General features: G+C 40.2%; 13 protein-coding genes and 1 pseudogene. 3 read left to right on the top strand and 11 right to left on the bottom strand.

Features of this window, described 5'->3' with window-relative positions; all coding sequences use genetic code 11:
• Window positions 1-11: 11 nt before the first annotated feature.
• The 5 genes and pseudogenes from CLV95_RS14085 to lp30 form a co-directional block, all read right to left on the bottom strand.
• A complete protein-coding gene (locus CLV95_RS14085; RefSeq protein ID WP_107694992.1) occupies window positions 12-1,535 on the bottom strand; it encodes a flagellar hook-length control protein FliK in 1,524 nt (507 codons plus the stop codon).
• Between the two features lie 732 nt (window positions 1,536-2,267).
• Window positions 2,268-2,977 (bottom strand): annotated as a pseudogene (locus CLV95_RS14080) (hypothetical protein).
• A gap of 476 nt (window positions 2,978-3,453) precedes the next feature.
• Window positions 3,454-4,713: a hypothetical protein gene (locus CLV95_RS14075; protein WP_002728231.1), complete on the bottom strand. Its 1,260-nt coding sequence runs from the start codon at window positions 4,711-4,713 to the stop codon at window positions 3,454-3,456.
• A gap of 4 nt (window positions 4,714-4,717) precedes the next feature.
• Window positions 4,718-5,269, bottom strand: a complete 552-nt coding sequence (locus tag CLV95_RS14070; RefSeq protein ID WP_107694990.1) for a thioredoxin family protein — start codon at window positions 5,267-5,269, stop codon at window positions 4,718-4,720.
• Window positions 5,270-5,864: 595 nt separating this feature from the next.
• Window positions 5,865-6,707, bottom strand: coding sequence for a plasminogen-binding receptor Lp30 (gene lp30, locus CLV95_RS14065; RefSeq protein WP_002736046.1), 843 nt, complete (start codon window positions 6,705-6,707; stop codon window positions 5,865-5,867).
• 53 nt (window positions 6,708-6,760) lie between these two features.
• Between lp30 and CLV95_RS14060 the strand changes: the two genes are divergently transcribed.
• Window positions 6,761-7,435, top strand: a complete 675-nt coding sequence (locus CLV95_RS14060) for a hypothetical protein (RefSeq protein ID WP_002735965.1) — start codon at window positions 6,761-6,763, stop codon at window positions 7,433-7,435.
• Between the two features lie 862 nt (window positions 7,436-8,297).
• Here CLV95_RS14060 and CLV95_RS14055 read toward each other — a convergent pair.
• From CLV95_RS14055 to CLV95_RS14025, 6 genes are all read right to left on the bottom strand, one after another.
• Complete coding sequence (locus CLV95_RS14055) at window positions 8,298-8,870, bottom strand: DUF1564 domain-containing protein (protein ID WP_016749056.1); 573 nt, start codon at window positions 8,868-8,870, stop codon at window positions 8,298-8,300.
• A gap of 396 nt (window positions 8,871-9,266) precedes the next feature.
• Window positions 9,267-12,587 (bottom strand): carbamoyl-phosphate synthase large subunit, encoded by a 3,321-nt coding sequence (gene carB / locus CLV95_RS14045; protein WP_002728238.1) that lies wholly within the window; start codon window positions 12,585-12,587, stop codon window positions 9,267-9,269.
• Between the two features lie 41 nt (window positions 12,588-12,628).
• Window positions 12,629-15,082 carry a sulfatase family protein gene (locus tag CLV95_RS14040; protein ID WP_002735941.1) on the bottom strand — a complete coding sequence of 818 codons (2,454 nt, stop codon included), beginning with the start codon at window positions 15,080-15,082 and terminating at the stop codon, window positions 12,629-12,631.
• 135 nt (window positions 15,083-15,217) lie between these two features.
• Window positions 15,218-15,862, bottom strand: coding sequence for an RsmD family RNA methyltransferase (locus CLV95_RS14035; protein ID WP_002728288.1), 645 nt, complete (start codon window positions 15,860-15,862; stop codon window positions 15,218-15,220).
• Window positions 15,863-15,866: 4 nt separating this feature from the next.
• The gene (locus tag CLV95_RS14030; RefSeq protein WP_002728280.1) at window positions 15,867-16,436 is read right to left on the bottom strand and encodes a hypothetical protein; all 570 of its coding nucleotides are present in this window, start codon (window positions 16,434-16,436) and stop codon (window positions 15,867-15,869) included.
• Complete coding sequence (locus tag CLV95_RS14025; protein WP_002728274.1) at window positions 16,433-16,633, bottom strand: hypothetical protein; 201 nt, start codon at window positions 16,631-16,633, stop codon at window positions 16,433-16,435. The genes CLV95_RS14030 and CLV95_RS14025 overlap by 4 nt, the downstream gene beginning before the upstream one ends.
• Before the next feature lie 97 nt (window positions 16,634-16,730).
• Here CLV95_RS14025 and CLV95_RS14020 point away from each other — a divergent pair, with 97 nt between their 5' ends.
• Both CLV95_RS14020 and CLV95_RS14015 read left to right on the top strand, forming a co-directional pair.
• Window positions 16,731-17,729: a hypothetical protein gene (locus CLV95_RS14020; RefSeq protein ID WP_002736051.1), complete on the top strand. Its 999-nt coding sequence runs from the start codon at window positions 16,731-16,733 to the stop codon at window positions 17,727-17,729.
• Window positions 17,730-17,744: 15 nt separating this feature from the next.
• Window positions 17,745-18,152, top strand: coding sequence for an LIC12806 family lipoprotein (locus CLV95_RS14015; protein WP_002728276.1), 408 nt, complete (start codon window positions 17,745-17,747; stop codon window positions 18,150-18,152).
• Window positions 18,153-18,219: the final 67 nt, after the last annotated feature.

Raw genomic sequence — 18,219 nt, 5'->3', positions numbered from 1 at the left:
TCCTCCGAGGCCTATACTTTCAGATCGAGCAGTTTCTCGGTTTTCCTTTCGGTTTTTTCCGAAAAAGCATGAGACTCGGAAGAATTTTCTTCAAAGAAAGGTTCGTCTTCTTCGTAAAAAGAATTTTTAAAGTCGTCTTCTCCGAAAGCAGCCTGGAAAGAATACGGATCTTTTCCGTTTTGATCCGATCCTTCGTTGAACGCAAAGGCTTCCTCTCTTTCTTTGACTTCGATCACGAGAGATTCGAGTTCGAGTCCGTTCGCTTTTAGATCCTGTTTCAAACTTGCAAGTTCGGCGACTAACTGCTGTTTAACGGTATCAGATTCCACGAGAAGTTTTCCTCTCACGACATCCTTGTCCGTGGAAATCGAAAGGGACATTTGTCCGAGATCTTTCGGATTCATTCGGATGCTCGCCTCCGTTCTTCCGTTTTCAAGAATTTGAACTCGGGCGGAACGGATCAGACTTTGAAAATTTTGCTGGATATCTCTCTTAGAAAGAACATTAGTTTCTTTTGATACGGAAAATTCTTTTCCGAGAGTGTTCGGTTCCCTTCCGGAAACAGTCGGAGTTCCAACTCCTTTGACGAGAGATGCATAAGAATCTCCTCCAGAACGGAAGGATTGTTCCTGTCCCGACCTTCCTGAGGAATTTTCGGAGAATTGACTCAATATTGCGGTTTTAATCTCCTCCTTTCCGGAAGATTTCAAACTCGCATAAGAATCCATTTTTTTATCCTTATCGATCTTCCACTTTTCCAAATCGAGAATCAGCTCTTTAGAAACTTCCGTTTTGGTTTCGTCCATACCTTTGAAAGAGATTTCTTTGTTGGAAAATCCCTTACCATTCTCCTGGAATTCTTTTATGCCGGTTTCGTTAAATTTAGATATTTCAGATAATTTCGATTCCACTCCTCGGACCAAACTTTCTTTTTTCGAAATTCGGCTTTGGATTTCCTTCGGATCTTCAAGAGAAACGGAGGTTTCTTCCTTCACATCGAACAAACTTTCCTTTTTTGAAAAAATGTTTTCGATTAGTTCGCTCGTGGAAGTTGATTGTTTGAAGGTTTCGGTGGAAACTTCCTTTACGATTTCTTCTTGAAGTCCGTCAAAAATCTCCGATTCGACTTCGGAATCTAGGATTTCGTTCGGTTTCGCTTCCGTAACGAGAAACCAAGGTAATGCAACTGCGTTAACCGCCTCTTCAATTACCCGGGGTTCTTTTTTCCCTTCTTGTGAGTTTTCTCCGACCTCCGATTCAGACTCTTCCACAGAAGGCATAGACTCGGTCCTTTTCTCGTCTATGTTTTCCACATTCTCTTCTGGAACTGTGGCATCTTCCGTTTTTGAAAACGTATTTTGAATTTCAGTCAGAGTTTCATCCAATTCCTTCTGTACAGCACCTTGTAAGGTTTTCATTAAATCAAGAAAGGAATTTTTTCTGACAAATCCTCCTCCCAAATTCCTTGTGGGAACGGCTTCGGCATGCCGCTCCGTCTTAAATTCTGAAATGGATAAGTCACCGGAGATATTCATAGTATTAAAATCGATCTTTCACAGAATTCCTTGAAGATTTTTTAAATTACGACGGTTTTTATATTCTAATTCTCTTTCGTATATAAAAACACTGCCGCAAGGGCCCCGATTAGAAAACAGAAGCAATTCTTTATTGAATCATTTTGTCGGAACACTCTCTTTACTATACTATGTCCCTTTAATCGCTTTACCATTCGGATACGTGAAAAGAATGCCGTTAAGTTTATTTCAAAAGTAGAATATGCGATCTTCTTCAAAAAAGCCAACAACTTCAGTGCAATTTACGAAGGTTTCCATATCTTTACAAAATCACCCGTTCATTTTTAGTACCATTCCCATGGTCCGAGTAGTAAAATAACGTGAGTTCGGTGTAACGAATGCAAAAGGGATCGACACGAGTTCAAGCTTTGGTATTTTACAGCGCGTCCCAAAACCCGCGGAGCGCCCCTTAGAGAGTTAGATGGCTTGAGTTTTTCGCTTTGTCAGAAAAATCAAACTGGCAACTAAAGCGTCTCGCTTCTATTGGCGCTCGGGAAACTCAGCGTCTCGCTTCTATTGGCGCTCGACGGGTTCTGATATCGAATTCACATTAAGACAAGTTTTTTGAAAATGCAAGGAATCCCTGCGATAAGCGCTTACAAGAAGTACCTATTAAATGTAGGAAGTTTATGGATTTTTAAATCATTAGGCAGCAGAAATTCCACGCCAAACGACGAACTACAAGGAAAAATTTCAGCGAAAATGAACCTTCAAAGGTTTCAGTTCCGCCGATAAAACAGGAATCGGAGTCACGAAACCTCCCAAACGAACAAACACATTTCTTTTTGTCGGAATTGGAAGTCCACCTATTTCTTGAAAGTGAGTCGTAAAATGTGCACCCTTAGCCCAAGGTCCGACAATATCCGCGGTATAATCGTTGCGAACAAGAAGCCCCTCTTTATCGAAACGATAGGATTGTTTTTCACAATGTGTATGAAGATATTGCGGGAACTCCACATCAATGTGAACTCCTCCGTCGGCAAGTTCAACTTCTCGAACCGTGTATTCTTTCAGAATAAAGGGCACACTCAAATACTGAGTGACCGCATAACCGAAAAAATACGAAGCATCTAGAGAATTCCAACGCCTGTATTTTCGTAAGCCTCGAAAACTGTCCCTATAATTAGAGATCGTGAATGTGTCCGGATCATCATCCGCATTAAAGATTCTTACTTTACCATTTTGGAATACGATTTTTTTTCCGGGAGCCGGATATTCCAAAAATTCAGCAATGAACTTCTTGGGAAAAACTCTCACGTTGCCGTATTTACCGAAAGTTTTACCGAGACCTTTCAATAGAGGTAGCGGGCCGCCCAAATATCGGAAATAAAATTCCACAAAATCCAAACGATCCCAAAGTTTCCATCCACCTATCGATCGACGATTTTTTCAAGATGACTCATATACTACCCGGATCCTTCCATCATCGATTTCCATATAAAAGCGGTTATGGAATTTCGAATAGTTTTTCGTGTTCAATAGAGTTGTTGAAAAATTCCATAGTTCAGTTTAACAAAACTGCTTCAATCGATCGCTTTCATGAAATAGAAACAGATGGAAAATTAATTTTTCAACAACTCTAATTCTTATCTGTAATAGCTAAAATAAGATCCTACACTCTTTTAAAGTCGATTACGAAAATTGTAAGTTGTCGAGATATTTATTCTTAGCTAAGAGCCGGTCTCAAAACCTGAAGAAAAATATCTCTAAACGATCCGGCAAGTTTTTAAAAAACGTGAGAGTTCCCACAGAAACCTTCATATGGAAGGTTTTTCCCGTCGTTTAAGATTGTAATAGCTCCTACATTCCTAAGGTTTTGAGACGGATTCTAATTTCTTCGCGTCAAGACAAGTCTGCATCGGATTTTTCCCAATGACCACTACTTGCAAGCCTTTTGCTTCCGAATCATTGCACTCAACCGATCCTCTTCTTCTTGGGTGATAGTATGCCTTTTCAGAACCGACTCCGCCAAAGTAATTGCAAAAGGATCCTTGTTTGTACAATCACTGAAAAATTCAATTGCTTCGGCTCTTGTATTTTGATTTTCCTTTGCTAAGCGAATTCGGTGTAATTCGAGACGTTTTTCCTGGGTGGACAAATCCACAATCAAATAGTCGGAATAACATTCTTTGATCAAATGTTCGGGAAGATCGGTGATCGGACAATTTTTTTCGGAAAAATTCGATCTTTCATTGACCCGATCGGATTCGATCATGGTTCGATCGGCCATCTTTTGTATTTCTTTTCCGGTAGAATTCGGAATTGGAACGACGATTTTTTCATTATTCCGATTTTGGGATTTTTCTTCCAGTTTCGTATTCTCTAATTCGTCAGAAACGGCGATTTTGCTTTCAACGATAGGCTCATTTTTAAGAAGTCGATCGAAAAAATAGTCTATCATAAAAATTGAATATTTTTGGATCCTATCCTCTTCTTGGAAACCAGAAACCGCCTTTTTAGCAATCTTTTTATTGCTTAAAATTTCCGCCTTATTCGCCTTAGACGACTCCAGTCGTTCCGTGGTCGATGCAAGGCTCTGATGAAATTTCCTCCGATAAGTCCGGTTCCAATTCAAAGCCGATCCCTTTAGCAAATCCTGAAAAAGAGAAAAACTTCGATCTCTTTCCTTCAGTTTTTTCTGAATCATCTCTCGATAGTATCTTTTAAGTTCGTCGTCCTTTGCAATTGAATCGCGAGTGTCTATCGGTTTCTGTGAAGGCTGAAATTCCGATTTCTTGTCCAAATCAAATAAAGTATATACGGTATTCAAAACGCCATCAACCGCCGATTGAAAGATATCCTCAATTAAAGTGGCCGACTTCTTATGATCTTTATTTGCGACTAGACTACGGTATACCAGCTCGTATTCCGAATTCCGACTTCTCTGAAGTTCCTCGTATTTATCTGTTAGATTCTTTTTTAATATTCTCCAATCCTGATACAGACCGCCGCTCTTTCTCAGGAAAGTAGTCAGAGTAACGGTAGATACTTTTTCCAAAGAACTTTCGTTTTTTCTAAACTCTTCTCTAAAATGATCCAGAGCTTTCGTTTCGATCTCACGATAATGTCTATTGACAAAATCCGCATTTTGAAAAGATTCTGCGGAAATTGAAGTATGGTCAGGCGTTATTGCGGGCAAGAGTTTATTCCTTCCATTTGATGGAACATCCTATCGAAGGCATTTGATTGATAGGAGCGGGATTTCCTTTTACAAGTTGATGAACCGCGTATTCCAGTTCCTTTCTAGAAACCTGCTTTTCGTTCTTCCAGTTATCATCCATTCTTCCATGATAATAAAGCTTTTTTTCCTCATCATAAAGATAAATATCCGGCGTGCACATCGAACTTAATTTTTTTGCGACCCCCTGGGTCTTATCAACCAAATAAGGAAAGGGAACCCCCCATTCCTTTATTTTCGAAAGCATCATTTGAGGAGAATCGTCAGGATAATCCGGGTGGATATTCGGATTGATTGCGACCGTCCTGACCCCAAGAGATCGGATTTCTACGGCAAAACGAATCAGCCTCGGCCAAATCGCTTGGGCATAAGGACAATGATTACAGGTCACGACCAACAACAATCCCGTCGAACCAAATAGTTGATCGGAAGAATACATTTTCCCATCCGGATCTTCCAAACGAAATTCAGGGAGTAAACTTCCTAAGGGTATTTTTTCAGATTCAAGAAGAGACATTACTTTTATCTTAAAGTGAAATCCATTTTATTTCACGATATTATTTTTTCATAAAAAACAATAAGGACCCGTCGAGCGCCAATAGAAGCGAGACGCTTGAGTTACCAACTCGATCTTTCTAATAAAGCAGAAAACTAAAGTATCTCGCTTTCTAAGGATCATCTCCGCAGGTTTTGGGACGCGCTGTAAGTTTTTATCGAAAGCCATTCAAATTCTTTCGAATATTCTTAGTTTCCCAAAACCGCCCTCTCGGTATTCAATCTCCTCTTTTCTATAAGAAATAGACTTCGGAAAGGCCCGCTCATCAAAGTTTTAAACAGAAGACATATATATTAGATAGAATGTGGTTAGGATTCTATTGTAATTTTCGTAAAACATACATAACAGTCACCTCACAAAAGATGACAAAAAGCAATAACCGTATTCTCCAATTCCGTTGGAAACAAATCACAATCCTTTTTAGTATTTTTTGGCGATCCCACTTTCAAAGGGCTGTTTAATAGGAATACTATAAATACTTTATTTTACAATTCATACAAGTAAAGAAGTTTCCAAACTTTTTTTCGAATTCATTTTGCTGGGTTCGGTTTCAAAATTAATTGCCTAAAGCCGCTCTCTTTTTTTCAGCAAGTGTTTTCCAATAACCTTCCGGATATGCCTTGATTAAATTCTCATAGAATAATTTTTCCGCGTTCTTCTGATTTACCTCCCCACCGTAAAATAATTTCTTTAAATAAGAAGATTCCATTCCTTTGATATACTCTTCTCCAGATTCTAGATTTACCAATACTTTATTTCCGGCAAAAAGTTCGCTGAGACCCGGAACATCATCCGAAAGACCATAAGGATCGTCTTTAGAAGCCGGAGCCACCCTTGCCATCAAAATCCCACCAAATGTGATATCCCCCGCTTTTGTTTTGATAGGAAATGCCTTAAAAGATTTGGATGGCTCTACCGAAAAATCCCGAACCACGACTCGTCTACACTTCTGACCACAATTTACTTGGTAAGTATAAGTTACGCCGGTTATTGCATATTCCTTTGCAGGATCAAGTGAGAGTAAAAGATAAAACGGTGAAAGATATCCGGTTTTTCCTTCAAGATACTGAGTCGATTCCACTTTTTCCACCATCGCCGGTCCTTCAATCGGATATGGACTTACAGCCAGAGAATTTTTTTGGGCGTCTTTTGAAACGATCTCGGAAAACTTGACCCCGTACATTCCAAGCTCAGCAAATACCGTCCCTGAATCTTTACCGAATAAATTCAATAAATCTTTGTGGTTTTGGTTGTAAGCATAAAGCCCGAAAGCCATTACCCCATATGATTTTTTATCTTTATCCGTTATAGGATTATATACACGTACCACTTCCTTCGTACAATTCGAAACGAATACAAAATACGCTATGAACACAATTCGATTTAAAAAAATTGACATTACGAGTCTCTCCTTAAGCAATGAGATAAATTCCGCCCGAATAGACAACCATTTTGAAAAATCAAATTCTTTTTATTCTTATATCCTCGCTTTTACAAGGTTGCCTAACGGTAACAGAAAAAGAACTTCCTCCCAAAATTGAACTCGGCAATCACCTTCCTAGATTGGAAGAAACGTTGGTGATTATAGAAGAATTTTGGAGCAACGTGAACCCGGAACTCGTAGACCAAGAAAATTCTTCCATAACGGGGGAAAACTCTCTTCAGAAATTTCGGAACCCCTTGATTGCCAGTTATGCAAAAAGAAATTTCGCAAGCGCTTTTGCTCAATGCCGTTGTTTTCAAAACATTGTGATCGCTTTCAAAGGGATCGACGATTTGGACCTTCTCCGAAAAAAATACAAAAATGTCATTCGAGTTAAATTAGAAGATTATAATGACAATAAAACTATATTCGGAACAATTTTATTGACAACGTTCACCTTGGGATTAGTCCCTACATGGAATTCTATTATAAAGAAAGTGGAATTCACAGTGGAGTCGGAAAAGTTACAACATCCTGTGACATTCAAATACGACAGAAAATTTACGCTATACGCTCATATCTTTCTCTTTTTCGGTTTATTTAACGAAAAGAGCATATTTGGTCGTTATGCTCAATTTTACGATTTTTTCCAATTAGCCTCATCGGTAATCTATTCCCAAAAATTGATTCCTTTGGATGATTAATGTTTGTTTGAAACTTAGAATCCGTCCAAAATCTTTAAAAATATCTCTAACGATCCGGCAAGTTTCTAAAAAACGTGGAAGTTCCACATTCAGTGGACTATACAGTATCGCGACAATGCCACTCCTACAGAAGATAGTTTTGAGATGAGCTCTTTGTTTTACTTTCATACCTCACTTCGGAATCCCTTTATATCCGAGTTGGACCGTGTTATGTTATCACAGCCACGATATTGACGAAAAGCTTCAAGAAGTCAGTTTTCAAAAACCCTTACAATGTTCTCCCGAAGTAAAATACAAGATTTCATAAACATTCTAACGTAAAAACGGTTTTGATTCATTGCCTGTGTCGGATTTATTCATTCATAAATCGACTTTCATCATCGATATTTTTAGAAAAATTGCGGATAATTATGTACGATTCCTACGAACTTCTTTACAGCGCGTCCCAAAAACCCAATTTACTTTGTCAGAAAGATCAAGCTGCAAGGTTCTGTCCCAGTTTTGGGACAGAACCTTGTATTCGTGATGACAATGATAATAAAATAAAAATCGTTCACTCCTAGTTTATCAAGAGGCAACTTAATCCAATGTGAATTCGATATAAAAAGTTCGGGCAAGCCCAGTCAATAAATTGTATGAAAGAAATGCAATACGATATTTCGTCTTTAGTTACAATTTTATTATAGAACGCTATCTGTCAGGCGCCAATAGAAGCAAGAGACTTGAGCTCGAGAGAGCGTTTGGCTTTAGTTTCCCTACGCCCCCCAATCGCCTTACGTTATAAATAGTTTAAAACATTATTTAGTTTGAATATATAATAAATTCAATATTGTTTGAACTGATGATAACATAGGCAACTTCTCTACAGGTCCGGCTTCGGAAATGTATTAGTGTGTTTATTTTTTAACGGATTTGGTTCGAAGTATAACTCCCTAGATACTAGATTTTTCCGTAGGTCCAAAGTCCAGATCATTTTGTAAATATCATAAAACTGAGGAACTCCTCGGTTCATAGTATTTTCTATAGAATCTCCGATTCCCATTTCTTCAAGCCAAAGTAAATAGTTGAAAAGATAACACCTCGAAACTCCATGTGCAGCAGCCAAAGCTCCCAAAACGGTCCATACACCCGAATTCACATGAATCGTCATCTTCTTAAGTTCCCCTACGCCCCAATTGTATTTGATCTTACCACCTCTCCAGTGAAGTCGATCCAAAGAAACAACGTATTTCGTATATCTCCTAAGCAAAAATGGAAGTTTCCTAGAAAGAGCTTTTCTTTGGAACTTATCCAACTGATCCCAATAACTCATAGGAACCAAAAGAGAATCAGATCCGACCACACCTTCATTCAAAGCGGATTGAATCTTTTTATCGGAGCTCAACAAAAGAATGTCCATAACCGAAACGGTTCCGAAGATCGCTCTCAAGGACATGGTTTTTAGAAAAAACGAAGAGTTACTGACAATTTTCCATACTATATTAGAAGAAGTAAAAAAGCCAATCAATCATGAGAAAACTTGTCGAGCCGGAACGACCGGTAAAATGGATAAATGTACGAACTTTTTTAGATGTCAGAATTTTATTACGAACTTACGGAATAATTATAAAAAATTGCCCTTCAGGTTTTCGGACAGACTCATAAACTTATCCCAAATTGCAATACGAGAATTCAAACTTAAAAAGAAATCAGAGTAGATCACATCCGGCAGATTTTGAGGCAAATTTTTAGAATCGTGGTTCTCAAAAAAAACAAAATGACGACCAAAAACTCATACAAGAAAAATATCGCAAAATAATTAAAATATTCTAAAATTCTCAAGCAATAGAATCTATAAAACTTTCGGCATTGTGTGGATTTCTTGGAGAGAATGGACCGTAAAGCCCTTGTTTTTCATTTCCACCATTCCTTTGATGAGGGCCTTAGCGGCGTTAGATGTGGTTAAACAAGGCACCTTAAAACGGATCGCCGCCTGGCGGATCGTAAAACTATCGTCTCTGGTAACTCTCGAAAGAGGAGTGTTGATGATAAGATGAATCTTATTCTCTCTGATATAATCCAAGGCCGTGGGAAATATTCCGTCGTAAACCTTGTTGATCTTGGAAGAAAGAATTCCATTGTCCGAAAGAAATTTATGAGTTCCCGAAGTCGCGATCAAATTGAAACCGAGATCGGAAAGATCCTTGATATAAGAAAGAAGCTCCGACTTCGTCTTGTCGTTGATACTTACAAAAACCGTCCCTTGAGAAGGCAGTTCGTCACCGGCCATATATTGAGATTTCAAAAATGCTTCTCCGACAGTGGAAGCGATTCCCATAACTTCTCCGGTGGAACGCATCTCTGGACCTAAAATCGTATCGACTCCTGGAAATTTATTAAACGGAAGAACGACTTCTTTTACAGAAACTTGAGAGAACGCCATTTCTTTCGGAAGAGGGAGGTTTTTCAAAGATTCTCCCATTATAACCCGAGTCGCATACTTTACGATCGGATGACCAAGAGCCTTGGAGACAAACGGAACGGTTCTCGAGGCTCTTGGATTTACTTCGATGACATAAAGGATTTCATTCTTTACCGCATATTGAATGTTGATGAGCCCCTTAACTTGAAGTTCCAAAGCAAGATCCACGGTCGCTTTACGGATTTCATCCATCATATTTTTGGAAAGTGTTTGCGGAGGAAGAATACAAGCCGAATCTCCGCTATGAATCCCAGCCTCTTCGATGTGTTCCATAATGCCGGTAACGAAAACCTCTTTTCCATCGCAGAGAGCGTCCACATCCACTTCCACTGCATCCTCCAAGAAGGAATCAATCAAAAGCGGTCTGTCTTTCGAAATCTCTTCCGCCTTTTCCATATAACGATCGAGCTCTTTTTCTTCATTGATGATGAGCATCGCTCTTCCCCCGAGAACGTAACTTGGACGGACCAAAATGGGGTACTTGACATTTTGTGCGATTTCTCTCGCTTCCTCCATAGAAGTTGCGATCCCGCTTTCCGGAGAACGTAGTTTCAATTTCTCTAATACTTCGACGAAGCGCTTTCTATCTTCGGCACGATCGATGGAATCCGGACTTGTTCCTAGAATTTTAACCCCTTTTCTTTCCAGATCCTTTGCGAGTTTGAGAGGAGTTTGTCCTCCGAATTGAATGATGACACCTTCCGGCTTCTCGTTTTGATAAATACGATATACATCCTCCAAAGTCAGAGGCTCGAAGTAGAGACGATCCGACGTATCGTAATCCGTCGAAACGGTTTCCGGATTCGAATTGACCATAATGGATTCGACTCCCAAATCTTGAAGAGCGTAAGAAGCCTGACAACAACAATAGTCGAACTCGATTCCCTGACCGATCCGGTTCGGTCCCCCACCAAGAATCATAACGGACTTAGTAGAAGTCACATCGGACTCGTCCTCTTCATCATAAGAAGAATAGAAATAAGGAGTATAAGCCTCAAATTCTCCGGCACAAGTATCGATTCTTTTGTAAACGGGAAGAATTTTTTCAGAACCGAGTTCGGTTTCAATCTCCTCTTCCGATTTTTTTAGAATATTTTGAATTTCCGTTTTTTTCAAATCAACTCTGAGATCGCTGTCGAGAAGATCCAAAATTCGTTTTTTATTCTTTAAAAACGAAAGTTGTCTGTTGGAAAAACCGGCCCGTTTCATTTTAGCAAGAACGGAATCTCCCTTTTCGGAATATTCCCTTTCCAATTTGAGAAGATCTTCCATTTGCCAGAGGAACCACCGATCCATCTTGCAAAGATCGTGGATTTGTTCCACGGTATAACCTTCGTCGAAGGCGAGTTTGACGTAAAAAATACGCTTATCGTTCGGACGTTTTAGAAAGGAATCGATCCATTCCTTTCTTTGATCACTATTTAAACTTCTTGTATATAATAATTCTTGAAAATACCCGTCCGAGCCGAAACCGTAACGGTCGATTTCAAGAGAACGCAGTGCCTTCTGAAAACTTTCTTTAAACGTTCTTCCGATCGCCATCGCCTCGCCGACCGCCTTCATCTGAACCCCGAGAGTATCGTCCGTACCCGGAAATTTTTCAAAGGCAAAACGAGGCACTTTTGTTACGACATAGTCGATCGAAGGTTCGAAAGACGCCGGAGTCACTCGTGTGATATCGTTCTTAATTTCGTCCAACGTGTATCCTATGGAGAGAAGAGCGGCGATTTTCGCGATCGGAAATCCGGTCGCTTTGGAAGCCAAAGCCGAAGAACGAGAAACCCTCGGATTCATCTCGATTACGATAACGTCTCCGTTTGCCGGATTGACCGCAAATTGAATGTTGGAACCACCCGTCTCCACTCCGATCTCCCGAATGATCGCGATCGACATATCCCTTAAGTTCTGGTATTCCTTATCGGACAAAGTTTGTTGAGGAGCCACGGTGATGGAATCGCCCGTATGAACCCCCATCGGGTCGATGTTTTCGATCGAACAGATAATAACCACGTTATCCGCTAGATCACGCATCACTTCGAGTTCGAATTCCTTCCAACCTAGAACCGATTCTTCCAAAAGAACCTGGCTGATCGGAGAAGCCTTAAGACCTTTTGAAACGACCTCTTCAAAAGTTTCTTCGGTGTAAGCAATTCCCCCCCCGGTACCGCCGAGAGTAAACGCAGGACGAACGATGAGAGGAAGCCCGAGTTTTTTTTTGATTTCGGCGGCGTCTGTGAGATTGTTCGCCAGGCCGGATGCGGGAACTCTCACACCGATTTTTTCCATCGCCTTCTTGAAAAGTTCTCTGTCCTCGGCTTTTTTGATCGCGTCCACTTTGGCACCGATCAATTCCACGTTATACTTTTCCAAAAGCCCCGCGCCGTTGCAAGCAAGGGCGAGGTTCAGAGCGGTCTGACCTCCGACCGTAGGAAGAATTGCATCCGGTTTTTCTTTCTCAAGAATTTTTTGAACGACTGGAACCGTCATCGGCTCTACATAAGTTGCATCCGCAAGATCCGGATCGGTCATGATAGTTGCAGGATTTGAGTTGAGTAAAATGACACGAATCCCTTTTTCTTTCAGGGCTTTGGCGGCTTGAGTTCCGGAATAATCAAATTCACATGCCTGTCCGATTACAATCGGACCGGAACCCAAAATAAGTACAGAACGTATATCTTCTCTTCTAGGCATACTAAAACACAGGTTTTTAGTTTAGCCCTATCCTTCAAGCATCAATTCGACAAAGGGAGCAAATACTCTCCTGCCTTCTTGAATTTTCCGGAAGAGACCAGAAACGAAATGAGGGAATCTTTCAGAGAAGAACACTCTTCGATCGCAAGCGGCCTTTCGTTCCAAGGATCGGCAATCCGATCGTAACAACGCCAAAGCACACCGTTCTCCGAAGGGATGTAGATGAGTTTACGGGCCGTATTCTGAAACATCCTATGTTTGGAAATGATCACACTCTCCTTCGCGTAAGAATCTCCGATCGAAATAAAAGGAAATTCTCCCGATTCAATCGAATGCAAATGAAGAATGTCGGGATAGTAAATTCGTTCCTTTTGATAAAAATGATCTCCTAAATCACTAAACCAAATTCCGGTTTCACCGTAGACATTTCTAGAATCTTTCCAAGTCTGAAAACTCAAACCTGCAGACAAATCCCTTCCGAAACGATTTTTCAATTCGTTCCGCAAATTTTCTCGTAAGGAAAAATCTTGAATCCGATCTGAAACGAACGAAAGTAAAGTTGGAAACAGATCCAGGGAGCTGCTAATTCCGGTAAACCTCCGACCAGCGCCTACATTTCGAGGGAATTTAATGAGCAGAGGAATATGAGTCACACCCTCTCCTCTCAAATGTTCCCCGTGCCCGTGACTATGATCGGCTTCAAACAAGGATTCCCCATGATCGCTCGTTAAAACGATCAGGGTGGAATCGTAAATCCCTTCTTTTTTTAAGTGCTCCAAAATCTTTCCGACCGAATTGTCAAAAGAATAAATCGAAGCCTGAAAAAGTCCTCGAATCTGTTCCCGGTCGTCGTTCGAAAGTTCGGAAGAATCGCTCGGGTTCACAAATTTGAAATACTTAAATTTTCCATAATATTCAGAATTTGTAAATATCTTGTAATACGGATACGGAGGACTGAATGGGAAATGCGTCACGGAGGAAAAAAAGACAGTAAAAAACGGACCTTCTTCCTTTTTTAATCCGGCCAAAAGGTCCGGAAGAATTTTAGAATCGTCCCCCAAACTTGGAAATCCGCGGATTGCCCCGAAATATTCTCCCGCGCCCGGAATCGAACCGGTCAAGATCGGAAGAAGAAAAATCTGAGTTTCTAAAATCCTTTGCGCCGTGAGAGTTTCCGCGTGAAACATCGGAGCGTTTACGGATTGAAACCCCCAATCAGCTCGAGGGAAAATATCCCCTGCAAACGAAGAAACGACGTGCGTCTTGTATCCGAGTTGCGACAAAATATTCGGAAGTGTTTTAGAAACATTACCGTTCAAACCTTCCCGATCCTTTATATCCGGAAACATATCTTGAATTCCGTGTATGAAACTGGGTTGTCCCGTGAGCAAATCCGCCCAGGCAGGAAAAGTTCTGGGAATCGTAGTATGATGATCTTGGAATATTACGGAATCCTTCGCAAGTAAATCGATATGAGGCGTCAATCCCTCCTTACCTTGTGCGTATCCCATTTTATCATAACGAAGACTATCCGCGCTCAGAATCAGAATGTTCGGAACACCTTCCGCACTCAGGGCGATATTTTCCGGAACTTTTTCGCTTCGACTCGGAGCTAAAGTAAAAACTCCAAAACGACTTTTCGAAAAAGCAAAACAAATCAGAGAAGTACAAATAATAAAAAGTAAAACGAGAACGATTCGATTCCGACTTACATTTTTCAAAGTCACGATCCGAATTAGATCAAAAATCGGAGAACTCTCAAAAACTCGAGCGGAAAGATAAAAGATAGTCGCACTCAAAATCCCCAAAAGACTTCCGCAAGAATGAAACCAAAAGAGTAAAAAACAAAACAAAACGAAAAAGATAAAACCGAACCAGTTTCTCTTAAATATTAAAAAAACAGAATGTTTTACGATACAAGCTCCTAAAATTCCGAGCGCGATCGCCGATGGAATCCAGGGAGAAACCCAATCCGTCAGGAAAAACAAAAAGAAACGCAGAAATGAAAATCGATAAAAGAAGAATTCCCCATAGAGTTGGGGATAAAAAATCACAGAATGACACCAAAGAAGAAATACAAATACTCCGAAAGTCCAAAAAACTTTTCGATAAGAGTTTTCCTTTTCAACCTCGATATTCTTCTTGACAAAAGAATCGAAACCTTGAACCGATAAAGCCCCATCTTCCGACAAAGGACCGATAAAAAACGAGTCGGTCGAAACCTCTTTTTCATTCCCAAGCTGCGCAGAAGAAAGGAGCAAACCGATCGCACCGAACAGAATTCCGCTCGCAATCAAAATTTGAATATAATCTTTTAAGAACAAAGGCAGAATGGATAAAAATAGGGACTTGAATTCGGAAAGATCCACTCCCATAAACCGAAACGAAGAGTTTAAAATCAAAGTCGCAAAAGAAATCCCCACTCCGATCGCAAAAAATCGAAGATATAATCTTACGGATTTCTCCACCAATAAAATTGTGACCATCTTCAACATAGATTTTCCGCAATTCTCATTTTAAAAGCGTTTTCGAAAATCTGATCCCGCTTTCGACAAGCACTTTCTTTCACTCCAAAAAGAAAAGTCGGACTCGAATCGATTTCTCAAAAGAGAATTCAACTTTTCGAATATTCAATCTTCATTTTGATGAAATGAAGATATATCCTCCGAAATCTCGGACGCATTTTCGTTCGGAAGTCGAGAAACATCCCCAACTCCGTTGACACGAAAAGTTAAAAAATTCTTTCCGAACTTGCGGGTTTCAAAACCGGACCAGTTTGGATCGATCGGAGACTGGACAAAAACGGCTACAGTAGCATCGGCCTTTAACAAAAAGTCCAAAAGAGATTTAATTTTTTCCTTTTTCTTATCCCAGAAAGAATACGGAGGATCTAAAAAATAGATCTTCGATTTTTCGGGAATATCGAGTTTATTATAAAAGCGAAATACGTCTTTTCTGCTGACCTCGTAGTTGTCGCTAAATTTTGCGAAAAGCTTTCGAAGGTTGTCCGATCTTTCCCAAGCCAACTCGTATAAAACGACTCTTGCAAATCCTCGACTCATTGCTTCCAAAGCCATCTGTCCGGAACCTGCAAAAAAATCCACAAACACGGATTTCTCAAGTATCAATCTTCCTTTTAAAACCAAGGAGCCGACGATATCAAAAACGGATTTTTTTAAAATCGCGGGAGTAAAATTCGTGTTTCCCGCAACGGCAATAGGCGTTTCTATCGACTTACCTTTAAGCTTTCCGGCCTGTACCTTGAGTGCTTTCACATCTTTACTCCGTTTTTTTTTCGACGCTCAATTCCAAGATCCGAATCTTTTTCGCTAACTTTTCAGCCGATTTCAATTCTCTAAGTTTGATAAGAATTTGTTTTGCCTCCGAAAATTTTCCGGCCTCGTATAAAATGCAAGCATAGGTGTAAAGCCCTTCCGCATAACGCACCGAGGATGTTCCATTTTCGGAAAAAATTTTTCCCCAATAAATCCCGGAAGATTCATCTTCCAATACCAGACAACGTTCTAGAAACAAAAACACGGAATTATAAAAAATTCCGGGATGAGATCCTTTCTTTTCATAGATACTTCTCAAAGTTTTGTCGATTTCTTCCGGATCTTTTTCTGCGGAGGTATATAAAAGTAGAATCCTATAATCAATCTCCTCTTTTCGAAGTGCGACCCGGGAAACCTTTACTAAGGTATCATAATTTCCCTTTTTGTAAAAATCGTAAACGTCGTTGAAGTCGGTCGGTAAGACCGAACTTTGTGGAAATAAAACAAAAACGGATATTAGGAACCGGTCGACACAATTCTTGGCGAATTGCCAAACCGGCCCGGTATTTTTCAAAACTCGATCACTACAGAGGAACCGCACATCGGACAAATCGCCCCTTCAAGACCGTAGTCTTCGGCTTCGTAAACGTCCTCTTCCCAACGATGATCGCAATCTTCACAAGCAAACGTTAATACCTCTTCTCCGGTTACATCCTCATCGTAACCGGTCTCAACTTCAAAATCTTCATCAAAATCGTAATCGTAAGGCATAGAAATCCAACGGAATCAGGGGAGGCTTAGGTGTCAAGTTTTAGGAGATTCAAAAAATACGTGAACCCAGAATAGGTTTATAAAAAATCGACGAAGTATGCTGTATCAATCCGGCCTGAAAAGTTATAAAAAGAAAACCAGTTATAAACCTTATATTCTCGTGGCTCTTATGTTGATTTTAGGTGGAACTGGATTTTTTTTCCAGCAGAGTATCAAAAACCTATTCGCGGGTGATAGAAAAATTCTTCTCGAAAAAGAAAGAAAAAACATCCAACAACAAATCTATTCGGGAACTCTGGAAGAAGGTTCCGTGAAAAATTTCCAAAACGCCGCCAAAGATTACGTTCACTCGAATCCTTCGGATGAATTGGGATATTTTTATATTGCATTAGGGAATTATAATTCGTTTTTGCTTAACGGATTCTCTTTCGACTCGGGGACCTTGGTAAAACTCGCCTATTCGGGATTCAACGATTTTCTCCAGGAAGACGAGTCGTATCTTCCGATTCTGGAAGAAATGTACCGAAACGCGCTTCGTGCAAAGGCGATAGATCCCTCAATCGGCGAAAATCCGGATAACGAAGTGATGATTGCATTCGGGGAAACAGTCAAACAGCATCTTTCCAAAAAATCCCTCACTCATCTTTTGAATTCGATTCCGTACGACAAGATCAGTCCCGAATTTAAAATCAGCTATACGTGGATTGCCATCTTAGGAGCGTCCTTATCGGGAGATACTGAATTTTTAAAACGCAATCTTGCAAGTCCGGAATCCAGCGGATCGATTCTTCTCACCGAAAGAGAAGCTCTTTTTTTAACCGGACTTTCCGAATTCCGCGCAGGCCAGTATGTCTCTTCCCTCAATTTCATTCGCAAAGTTAGAAATGCAAACGAAGATTTTATCACGATCGGATCTTGGATTTTAGAAGCGAAAATTTTCAGACTTCAAAATCTACATGCAAAATCAATCGCGATTTTAGAGGAACTTTATCCAAAGATGGAAGAGAGAAGGGAAGAAATTATCCGACTCGCAAAAGAAATCGTCGATGAAAAGCCGACCCTGAAAACGAAACTCGATCTAGAATCGGTTCGGTAAAATTTTTAGAAATCAATGTTAAACGAAGCGAAGTTTCCCCCTATCCCGAAAATTTTCAAAGGATTTATCGTATCCTTAGTTACAACTTGCATCGTTTCTTGCGGACTCAGACCTGTTCCCCCTCCCGAAGGAAAGTTCTGCGACGTCTGGCATAAACCAGTTGAATGTGTGGAGTTGAATTTCAGAAAAGGAATCGGGGACCTAGGCCAAGGACCGCTTCCTCTGCGGATGAAAAACGTAGTTCTTTATGATCTAAAAATTGAAAACGAACAAAACATCCTCATAGAAGTTCTTCATGAGCATAGAGTGAGGATTACCTTTCCCGAAAAAGAACCTAGATTGTATCTTAAGATCAAGGATCAAGGAGAACGCAAACGAAGATGGGAAAAAGCAAAGGAAGAATGGGATGAACTTTTCAAATGAATAGGGCGTTTTATACTACTATTTTCGAACGATTCCTAGAAAACAAGATACCAAAGAATGTACCGAG

The organism is Leptospira borgpetersenii serovar Javanica, from assembly GCF_003046425.1.
Classification (GTDB): Bacteria; Spirochaetota; Leptospiria; order Leptospirales; family Leptospiraceae; genus Leptospira; species Leptospira borgpetersenii.
This window is presented reverse-complemented; position numbering and strand designations above follow the sequence as displayed.

What these genes read in the sequence shown, in the direction of transcription:
- CLV95_RS14085 (WP_107694992.1), bottom strand. Translation starts at nt 1,535, where the DNA reads ATGAATATCTCCGGTGACTTATCCATTTCAGAATTTAAGACGGAGCGG.
- CLV95_RS14070 (WP_107694990.1), bottom strand. Translation starts at nt 5,269, where the DNA reads ATGTCTCTTCTTGAATCTGAAAAAATACCCTTAGGAAGTTTACTCCCT.
- lp30 (WP_002736046.1), bottom strand. Translation starts at nt 6,707, where the DNA reads ATGTCAATTTTTTTAAATCGAATTGTGTTCATAGCGTATTTTGTATTC.
- CLV95_RS14055 (WP_016749056.1), bottom strand. Translation starts at nt 8,870, where the DNA reads ATGTCCTTGAGAGCGATCTTCGGAACCGTTTCGGTTATGGACATTCTT.
- carB (WP_002728238.1), bottom strand. Translation starts at nt 12,587, where the DNA reads ATGCCTAGAAGAGAAGATATACGTTCTGTACTTATTTTGGGTTCCGGT.
- CLV95_RS14040 (WP_002735941.1), bottom strand. Translation starts at nt 15,082, where the DNA reads ATGTTGAAGATGGTCACAATTTTATTGGTGGAGAAATCCGTAAGATTA.
- CLV95_RS14025 (WP_002728274.1), bottom strand. Translation starts at nt 16,633, where the DNA reads ATGCCTTACGATTACGATTTTGATGAAGATTTTGAAGTTGAGACCGGT.
- CLV95_RS14020 (WP_002736051.1), top strand. Translation starts at nt 16,731, where the DNA reads ATGCTGTATCAATCCGGCCTGAAAAGTTATAAAAAGAAAACCAGTTAT.
- CLV95_RS14015 (WP_002728276.1), top strand. Translation starts at nt 17,745, where the DNA reads ATGTTAAACGAAGCGAAGTTTCCCCCTATCCCGAAAATTTTCAAAGGA.